We start from the raw sequence: 2286 nt of genomic DNA on the forward strand, positions 1-2286 counted from the left end.
CTAGGGCGCCGTTCGGGGTTTCCGTTAGCTCGCCTTCGGCGAGCTTCCTGGGATGATCGTCGGGGGGCTTCGCCGCGACGCGGCGGCAGCGGTGGCGGATCTTCCGCCTCTGCGATATCGGCCTCCGTTCTGGTGACGCTAGAGTTCGGGGCGTGCTCGAGGAGATTCGCATCCGCGGCCTCGGGGTCATCGACGACGCCGCCCTCGACCTTGCTCCCGGCCTCACCGTGGTAAGCGGCGAGACCGGAGCCGGCAAGACCATGATTGTCCAGGGGCTGGGGCTGCTCACCGGCGGGCGGGCGGATTACGGTCTGGTCCGGCCGGGGGTCGATCGCGCCTTCGTCGAGGGTCGGCTCGTCATCGGTGCCGAGTCGGCTGTCGCGGCCCGGGTCCGCGAAGTCGGCGGCGACCTCGACGAGGATCCGGGCGGCGCTGTCCTCGTCGTCGGTCGGACCCTGACCGCGGAGGGCCGGTCCCGGGCGCAGGTCGCGGGCCGCTCGGTCCCGGCGAGTGTCCTCGCCGAGATCGCCGAGGAGCTGATCGCCGTGCACGGCCAGTCCGAGGCACAGCGCCTGCTCAAGCCGTCCACCCAGCGTGACGCGTTGGACCGGTTCGCCGGTTCCGCCGTCGCCGGGCCGTTGGCCCGCTACGGCGGTGTGTACCGGGAGCTGACCCGGGTCAGTCGGCGGCTCGCCGAGATCACCGACCGGGTGCGTGAACGCGAGCAGGAGGCGGAGCTGCTGCGCCTCGGCCTGGACGAGGTGGAACGGGTCGCCCCCGGCCCTGGTGAGGACGTCATCCTCGACGCCGAGCTGACCAGGTTGGAGCATGTGGAGACCCTGGTGCGGGCGGCGCGGACCGCGCACGCCGCGCTGATGAGCGATCCGGCCACCGGGTCGGACGAGCCCGGTGCGGTCGATCTGGTGGCCGCGGCCCAGCGGATCATCGCCGGCGAGTCCGCCCTCGACGCCGAGCTCGCCGCTCTCGGCGTGCGGCTCACGGAGGTGGGGATGCTACTCACCGACGTCGCCGCGGACCTCGCCTCCTACGCGGAGGGCATCGATGCCGACCCGGTGCGCCTCGCCGACGCCCAGGCGCGTAAGGCCGCCCTCACCAGCCTGACCCGGGCGCACGGTACCGGCATCGACGGCGTGCTGGCCTGGGCGGACCAGGCTGGGCGCCGGCTGCTGGAACTCGACGGCGCCGGGGACAGCGTCGAGGCGCTCACCGTCCGGCGGGACAGCCTGACCGCCGAGCTGGCCCGGCTCGCCGAGGAGGTCAGCGACGCCCGGACCAAGGCGGCGGCCCGGTTCGGTGCGGCGGTCGCCGCCGAGCTCGCCGGGCTCGCGATGCCCCGGGCCCGGGTGGAGGCCGCCGTGTCGCAGCGCGACGATCCGGCCGGTCTGCCGGTCGGCCTGCGGGTCGTCGCGTTTGGACCGTTCGGCGTCGACGACGTGGAGCTGCGGCTGATCCCGCATCCCGGGGCGCCGCCGCGGCCGGTCCAGAAAGGCGCGTCGGGCGGTGAGCTGTCCCGGGTTATGCTCGCGATCGAGGTCGTCCTCGCCGCCGCCGACACCGGTTCGACCATGGTCTTCGACGAGGTGGACGCCGGGGTCGGCGGTCGGGCCGCGGTGGAGATCGGCCGGCGCCTCGCCCGTCTCGCCCGCACTCATCAAGTGATCTGTATCACCCATCTGCCGCAGGTCGCCGCCTTTGCGGACCGTCATCTGGTGGTCCACAAGGCCGACGACGGATCGGTCACCCGCAGTGGGGTCGTCACGCTCGACGACGCCGGCCGGGTGCGGGAACTCTCCCGGATGCTTGCCGGCCAGGAGGAGAGCCCGCTGGCCCGTGGGCACGCCGAGGAGCTGCTCGCCGCCGCGGCGGCCGACAAGGCGCTGCCGTAGTGCCACCGCGGTCGGGGAGGCCGGGCATCCTGCGGTGGTCCAGGGAGTCACCGAAGGTGATAACCGAGGGCCCTGACTCACCCTTATGGCAGAGTCCCCGCATTGCGCTGGAGGCGTCGTGTGGGGGAGCTGTTACCGTGAAGTCCCGTGGAGGCGCCGGGGCCGGACCGGCGGCGTAACCACGGGAGCTTCGGGTGGGTCAGGCGCATATCACCAAACACATCTTCGTCACCGGCGGGGTCGCGTCCAGTCTCGGCAAGGGACTGACCGCGTCGAGCCTCGGTCGACTCCTCAAGGCTCGTGGACTCCGCGTCACGATGCAGAAGCTCGACCCCTACCTCAACGTGGACCCGGGGACGATGAACCCGTTCCAGCACGG

The 2286-nt window shown here is 72.7% G+C and carries 1 protein-coding gene and 1 pseudogene; both read left to right on the top strand.

What is annotated here, in order from left to right:
* Positions 1 to 152 precede the first annotated feature (152 nt).
* The gene (gene recN / locus ACY5KJ_RS12605; protein WP_462188287.1) at positions 153 to 1907 is read left to right on the top strand and encodes a DNA repair protein RecN; all 1755 of its coding nucleotides are present in this window, start codon (positions 153 to 155) and stop codon (positions 1905 to 1907) included.
* Positions 1908 to 2101: 194 nt separating this feature from the next.
* Positions 2102 to 2286 (top strand): annotated as a pseudogene (locus ACY5KJ_RS12610) (CTP synthase); the annotation flags it as partial.

This window comes from Frankia sp. CcWB3, assembly GCF_977927595.1.